The sequence below is a fragment of the Buttiauxella sp. S19-1 genome (assembly GCF_022134725.1).
Taxonomy (GTDB): domain Bacteria; phylum Pseudomonadota; class Gammaproteobacteria; order Enterobacterales; family Enterobacteriaceae; genus Buttiauxella; species Buttiauxella ferragutiae.
In genome coordinates, this window is the sequence record NZ_JAHWLU010000172.1 from 1 (window position 1) to 6,476 (window position 6,476).

8 protein-coding genes and 1 pseudogene are annotated in these 6,476 nt (G+C 49.0%); 7 read left to right on the top strand and 2 right to left on the bottom strand.

The window, feature by feature from the left end; genetic code table 11:
• Positions 1-335: pseudogene (locus MES37_RS22765) on the top strand (glycosyltransferase family 2 protein); the annotation flags it as partial.
• A 66-nt stretch (positions 336-401) separates the two neighbouring features.
• Here the strand turns inward: MES37_RS22765 and MES37_RS22770 are convergent.
• A complete protein-coding gene (locus MES37_RS22770; RefSeq protein ID WP_064548294.1) occupies positions 402-1,247 on the bottom strand; it encodes an N-acetylmuramoyl-L-alanine amidase in 846 nt (281 codons plus the stop codon).
• Positions 1,244-1,567 carry a heavy metal-binding domain-containing protein gene (locus MES37_RS22775; RefSeq protein ID WP_232886479.1) on the bottom strand — a complete coding sequence of 108 codons (324 nt, stop codon included), beginning with the start codon at positions 1,565-1,567 and terminating at the stop codon, positions 1,244-1,246. Before MES37_RS22775 ends, MES37_RS22770 begins: the two co-directional genes overlap by 4 nt.
• A 107-nt stretch (positions 1,568-1,674) precedes the next feature.
• On the opposite strand from MES37_RS22775, the gene MES37_RS22780 reads away from it, so the two are divergent.
• The 6 genes from MES37_RS22780 (at position 1,675) to artJ (ending at position 6,178) form a co-directional block, all read left to right on the top strand.
• Positions 1,675-2,202, top strand: a complete 528-nt coding sequence (locus MES37_RS22780; protein ID WP_121813970.1) for a lipoprotein — start codon at positions 1,675-1,677, stop codon at positions 2,200-2,202.
• A gap of 212 nt (positions 2,203-2,414) precedes the next feature.
• On the top strand, positions 2,415-3,143 hold the full coding sequence (gene artP, locus MES37_RS22785; RefSeq protein WP_064548321.1) for an arginine ABC transporter ATP-binding protein ArtP: 729 nt from the start codon (positions 2,415-2,417) through the stop codon (positions 3,141-3,143).
• A gap of 19 nt (positions 3,144-3,162) precedes the next feature.
• Positions 3,163-3,894 carry an arginine ABC transporter substrate-binding protein ArtI gene (gene artI, locus MES37_RS22790; protein WP_064548301.1) on the top strand — a complete coding sequence of 244 codons (732 nt, stop codon included), beginning with the start codon at positions 3,163-3,165 and terminating at the stop codon, positions 3,892-3,894.
• A gap of 5 nt (positions 3,895-3,899) precedes the next feature.
• The gene (gene artQ, locus MES37_RS22795; protein ID WP_133522486.1) at positions 3,900-4,616 is read left to right on the top strand and encodes an arginine ABC transporter permease ArtQ; all 717 of its coding nucleotides are present in this window, start codon (positions 3,900-3,902) and stop codon (positions 4,614-4,616) included.
• Positions 4,616-5,284 (top strand): arginine ABC transporter permease ArtM, encoded by a 669-nt coding sequence (gene artM, locus MES37_RS22800; RefSeq protein WP_064548304.1) that lies wholly within the window; start codon positions 4,616-4,618, stop codon positions 5,282-5,284. Before artQ ends, artM begins: the two co-directional genes overlap by 1 nt.
• A gap of 162 nt (positions 5,285-5,446) precedes the next feature.
• Positions 5,447-6,178 carry an arginine ABC transporter substrate-binding protein ArtJ gene (gene artJ, locus MES37_RS22805; RefSeq protein ID WP_064548310.1) on the top strand — a complete coding sequence of 244 codons (732 nt, stop codon included), beginning with the start codon at positions 5,447-5,449 and terminating at the stop codon, positions 6,176-6,178.
• The last annotated feature ends 298 nt before the right edge of the window (positions 6,179-6,476 follow it).

Below are 6,476 nucleotides of genomic sequence, written 5' to 3' on the forward strand. Positions count from 1 at the left end.
CCCTCATCTGGTATCGTTTCCATAAAAAAAGCATTACACAAACCTTCAGACAAAAAGATCTTTTAGATTTAGTATATGTTGTCTGCGCCCTTGCAAAAATGGCACAAGACAAACCTGATACATTAGATATTTTATTCCCTACTGTTCAACGCGTTTTCAATTTTATAAAATACACCATTATAAAAAATAAAAACTCAAAACTCCCCGTTAAAGAGCAGTTGAAGTTAAGAACCGCTCTAATGACGTTTATAGGTGAGTTCAGGCTTTCCAGAAAAATGCAGATAATTATTCTGCCGCTATATCTGAGTACAATTGTGAGAATGAGGAAAAAATAAATTACCGCTGCGAAAACTTTTGCATCGGTAATTAGACTCGCTAATTCAAGTGGTAGAAAGGCAGGTTTACCCCTGCCCGTACTTCTCAAGTAACGCTTCTGCAATTGCCTCCGTTTGCGCATCCGGCTGGCCAGAATATTCTTTTGGACGGAAGTGCATCTGGAAAGCCTGAATCACTCTCTTTTGCTGCTCCGACGTCATTTCAGGCGTCACCTGATAACCATAACGCGATAGCAAATCAAGCAAACCTCGTTTATCCACCGGTTGGTACGGACCACGGCCATTCAGATAAAAGGCAACTCTGTTAGCATCCGGCCAGGCACCCACGCCCTGCTGTGCCAGTTGCTGCCACGGGAATAACGGGCCAGGATCAACTTTACGCTGCGGGGCAATATCCGCATGTGCGACCACGTTTTGCGGCTGGATTTGATAGCGAGCGATAATCACTTTCGCCAGTTTCTCCAGCACCGAGATCTGCGGCGCATTGAACGGATAGAACTGCTTTGCGCGGCCCTGGCGCGTGAAACCTTTATTCTCCAGTTCAATACCAATCGAGGTGTCATTAATGCGGGTGGCACCACGCCAGAAACTTACCCCAGCATGCCACGCCAGTTCACTTTCAGGCACCAGTTGCCAGATAACCGGTTTGCCGCCGGATGTCGGTGGCGTATCGGGTATCAAGTAGTGAGAACTGACATTTTGGTCAGTCAACGTGGATAACGAACCGGCAAAATCATCGGCGGTGTAGTGAATAACCAACACTTTCACACGTGGATAAGCTGCCCGCGCAGTGTGGCTGGTGTCGACTTTAAAATCGCCTTTATCAACAACGGTTTTATCGGCAACTTGAGGTTTGCTGGCACACCCCGCCAGCAAAATCGCGATTAAAAATGTGGCTAGACGGCCTTTCATCGTTGCGTTTTCACCGCAGTACCGGTGACGCTCACCATCAGCATGCTCCCTTCTTTACCCACGGTTTCGTAGTCAATATCGATACCGACTACGGCATTAGCGCCCAAACTTTCTGCTTGTTCCTGCAATTCTCTAAACGCGATTTCACGCGCTTTACGCAACTCTTTTTCGTATGCACCGGAACGGCCACCGACGATATCGCGGACTCCAGCGAAAAAGTCGCGAAAAATATTGGCGCCCAGAATCGCCTCCCCTGTCACCACGCCACAATACTCTATGATGCTCTGCCCTTCGAGCGTAGGGGTCGTTGTAAACTGCATAAGCTTCTCCTCTCTTTGGATCAATATCTTAGCGTAGAACCTGCCACGCATTTTGACAGCGATACGCTATGCTAAGTTAGTCCTCCTGAGAAAATAAGGAAATAAAAATGCGCAGCTCAGTTTTGGTTCTTCTTCCGTGCGCGATGTTCCTCACGGCCTGTACTACCCCCGTAACACCCGCGTTTAAAGATATTGGTACTCGCAACGGCCCTTGTATTGAAGGTGGCCCGGATAGCGTGGCGCAGAAATTTTACGACTATCAGATAAGCCATAAAACTCAGGGCAGCAGCGCCATTACCGGCTTGCGTCCGTATCTGAGTGATGACCTTGCTGCACAAATGCAAAAAGCCAGCGCTTCGCCAAATGCACAAAATGAGTTTATGCGCAGCAACATGTTTACCAGCAACGCAGATGGCGCAGACAGTGCAACAGTGGCTTCTTCGTCAACTATTCCTAACACCGATGCGCGCAATATCCCGCTACGAGTGGACCTCACAAAAGGCAGTCAAAGCTGGCAAGATGAGGTGCTGATGATTCGTGCAGGCCAGTGCTGGGCGGTCGATGACGTGCGTTATCTCGGGATAAACAGCCATGCGCCTTCTGGCAGCCTGCGTCAGGCAATAGAAACCGAGTAATTTTCCCTGCGGGAGAGGTAAGGTAACCCATGTAAATAGTCTGGAATTTTCTGATAACTCCGACATTTATTCTTGCCCCCCTCCCGCCCCGCTATATTGTGCTACCTTTAAGGCGTGGGAGTAGTTATTTTTAGGTTTTAACGCACAAAGATTGCATAACTATTCTGTTAAAGGTACCCTTTGCGGCTTCAATTGCTATTCAAGTTATGCGCATGAGTATTCAACTAAACGGCATTAATTGTTTTTACGGCGCACATCAAGCGCTGTTCGATATCACCCTTAGTTGCCCACAGGGCGAAACGCTGGTGCTGCTTGGTCCAAGCGGCGCAGGCAAAAGCTCGCTTTTGCGCGTACTCAACCTGCTTGAGATGCCGCGCTCCGGGCAACTCACCATTGCAGACAACCATTTCGACTTTACAAAAGCGCCTGGCGATAAAGCCATTCGTGAGTTACGTCGCAATGTGGGCATGGTGTTCCAGCAATACAATCTTTGGCCTCACCTCACTGTGCTGCAAAACCTGATGGAAGCGCCTTGCCGCGTCCTTGGGATCAGCAAAGATGAAGCCCGCCTTCGTGCAGATAAACTGCTTGAGCGTTTACGCCTGAAACCTTACATGGACCGCTATCCGCTCCACCTTTCCGGTGGCCAGCAGCAGCGTGTCGCGATTGCCCGTGCATTGATGATGGAACCACAGATTCTGCTGTTTGATGAACCAACCGCAGCGCTGGACCCAGAAATCACCGCACAAATCGTCAGCATTATTCGTGAGTTGGCTGAAACCAACATCACTCAGGTCATCGTGACCCACGAAGTGGAAGTTGCGCGTAAAACCGCAAGCCGCGTGGTTTACATGGAAAATGGCCACATCGTTGAACAAGGTGATGCAAGTTGTTTCGCAAAACCACAGACCGAAGCGTTTAAATTCTATCTGTCACACTGATGTATCCGGGAAAATAACCATGAAAAAAGTTCTGCTTGCCACATTATTAGCCAGCCTGAGCCTTTCCGCGACGGCTGCACAAACGATTCGTTTTGCTACGGAAGCGTCTTACCCTCCGTTTGAATCTATGGATGCCAGCAATAAAATCGTTGGTTTTGATGTCGATTTAGCAAATGCACTGTGTAAAGAAATTGATGCAACCTGCACTTTCTCAAACCAGTCTTTTGACAGCCTGATCCCAAGCCTGAAATTCCGTCGTATCGACGCGGTTATGGCCGGTATGGACATCACTCCAGAGCGTGAAAAACAAGTTCTGTTCAGCACCCCTTACTACGATAACTCTGCATTGTTTATCGGCCAGAAAGGCAAAGTTGCTGATATTGCGGCGCTGAAAGGCAAGAAAGTTGGTGTACAGAACGGCACCACGCACCAGAAATTCATCATGGATAAACATCCGGAAATCACTACCGTTCCTTACGATAGCTACCAGAACGCGAAACTGGATCTGCAAAATGGCCGTATCGACGCGGTATTTGGTGACACAGCTGTCGTGACCGAATGGCTGAAAGCTGAACCAAAACTGGCTGCAATTGGCGATAAAGTAACAGACAAAGGTTACTTCGGTACCGGTCTGGGCATCGCGGTTCGTCAGGGCAACACTGATTTACAGGCTAAGTTCAACACGGCGCTGGAAAAAGTGAAGAAAGATGGGACTTATCAGACCATCTACGAAAAATGGTTCCAGAAGTAATCTGAATGAACGAAATGTTTCCTTTAGCGAGCGCCGCCGGGATGACCGTCGGCCTTGCCGTTTGTGCGCTGGCAATCGGCCTGGCTCTGGCGATGGTTTTCGCCGTATGGGAGTCTGCGAAATGGCGCCCAATTGCCTGGCTGGGTTCAGCTCTGGTAACGGTGCTGCGCGGCCTGCCTGAAATTCTGGTGGTGCTGTTTATTTATTTCGGCTCCTCACAGCTACTGCTGATCCTCTCGGATGGTTTTGTCCTCAACCTCGGTTTTGTACAAATCCCCATCCAATTACAAATTGAGAATTTCGATGTCAGCCCGTTCTTGTGCGGCGTGATTGCGCTTTCCCTGCTCTATTCGGCTTATGCTTCGCAGACTTTGCGTGGTGCACTCAAAGCCGTGCCAATTGGGCAATGGGAATCCGGTCAGGCTTTAGGTCTGTCGAAAGCTGCAATTTTCTTCCGTCTGGTGATGCCGCAAATGTGGCGTCATGCGTTACCGGGTTTAGGTAATCAGTGGTTAGTTTTACTGAAAGATACCGCACTGGTTTCGCTGATTAGCGTTAATGATTTGATGCTACAAACTAAAAGCATCGCCACCCGTACTCAGGAGCCATTTACCTGGTATGTAGTAGCGGCAGCCATCTACCTCGTGATCACACTCATTAGCCAGTACGTTCTCAAGCGTATTGACCAGCGAGCGACACGTTTTGAACGGAGGCCTGGCTGATGCTTGAGTATTTACCAGAATTGTTTAAAGGCCTGCACACCAGCCTGACTCTCACCGTGGCATCGATTGTCGTCGCACTGATTTTATCGCTGTTTTTCACCATCGTTCTGACGCTGAAAACACCAGTGCTGGTTCACTTTGTGCGTGTCTACATTACTCTGTTTACCGGTACGCCTTTGCTGGTGCAAATCTTCCTGATTTACTACGGCCCAGGTCAATTTCCGGCGATTCAGAATTACCCAGTTTTGTGGCACCTGCTTTCTGAACCGTGGTTGTGCGCATTGATTGCGCTGTCGTTGAACAGTGCAGCCTATACAACACAACTATTTTACGGTGCGATCCGCGCTATCCCTGATGGGCAGTGGCAGTCATGCGGTGCTTTGGGTATGAGCAAGAAAGACACCCTGGCGATTTTGCTGCCTTATGCATTTAAACGCGCACTTTCTTCTTACTCGAACGAAGTGGTTTTAGTGTTTAAAAGTACTTCTCTGGCGTACACCATTACGCTAATGGAAGTGATGGGGCACGGGCAACTGCTGTACGGACGCACTTACGATGTGATGGTATTCGGGGCTGCTGGTCTGGTTTATCTGGTCGTTAACGGATTACTGACGCTGCTAATGCGAGTGATAGAGCGCCGCGCATTGGCGTTCGAACGCCGTAACTAAGAGATCGTTAATGAATCATAAAGGCGGGGACTCCCCGCCTTTTTTGCACCCATATAAATATAATTATACGTTTTATTTGCATATAAATTCATTTACTGGCATGATTTTTTGACGCCGGGAAACGGTGAAAACAATAAAACACGACAGACGGGAGCAACACACATGAAGAAGTTTATTTTGGCCGCTATGTTCGCTACAGCCGCATTTAGCGTGGCCGCAGCAGATAAAATCAACTTTGGCTCTTCGGCCACTTATCCGCCATTTGAATCGCTTGATGCCAACAATCAGATTGTCGGTTTTGATATCGATTTGGCGAAAGCTTTATGCAAACAAATGCAGACTGAATGCACATTCACAAACCACGCGTTTGACAGCCTGATCCCGTCGCTTAAATTCCGCAAATATGACGCGGTGATTTCAGGCATGGACATTACGCCTGAGCGTAGCAAACAAGTTTCCTTCACCACGCCGTACTACGCCAACTCGGCGGTTGTGATTGCCAAAAAAGGTGCGTTTAAATCTTTTGACGAACTGAAAGGCAAACGTATTGGGATGGAAAATGGCACCACACACCAGAAATATCTCCAGGAAAAACATCCTGAAATTAAAACGGTTTCTTACGATAGCTACCAGAATGCGATTATCGACCTGAAGAATGGCCGTATTGATGGGGTGTTTGGTGACACAGCAGTGGTAAATGAGTGGCTGAAAACTAACCCGCAGCTAGGCACCGTCGGTGAGCATGTGACCGACGCAGAATACTTCGGAACTGGGCTGGGTATTGCGGTGCGTCCGGATAACCAGGCGCTGTTAACTAAACTGAATACGGCACTGGCGGCAATTAAAGCTGACGGGACGTATCAGAAGATTAGTGAGCAGTGGTTCCCGCAGTAATTATTGCCCTCACCCTGCCCTCTCCCACAGGAGCTGTCTCTTATACACAACTTTGAGGGACGGTTCCTGCCAAGCCGGAGAAGGTTCCGTTCACCAGGCGACAGCGTGTTTATGTCGCGACTGAACCGGTGAACGTCTTAGGGTGGCCACCGTCGCCACCCTAAGAACCCGGACTCCCGGCAAATAAATCGCCGCAAGCGGTAAACCTCCATTTTGCCTCCGTGTCAGGGTCGGTTGCGATTCGTTCCAGACGATCGCGCCCTCCAGCCGTTCCCGACGGCTGGACCCTGCCACCTGG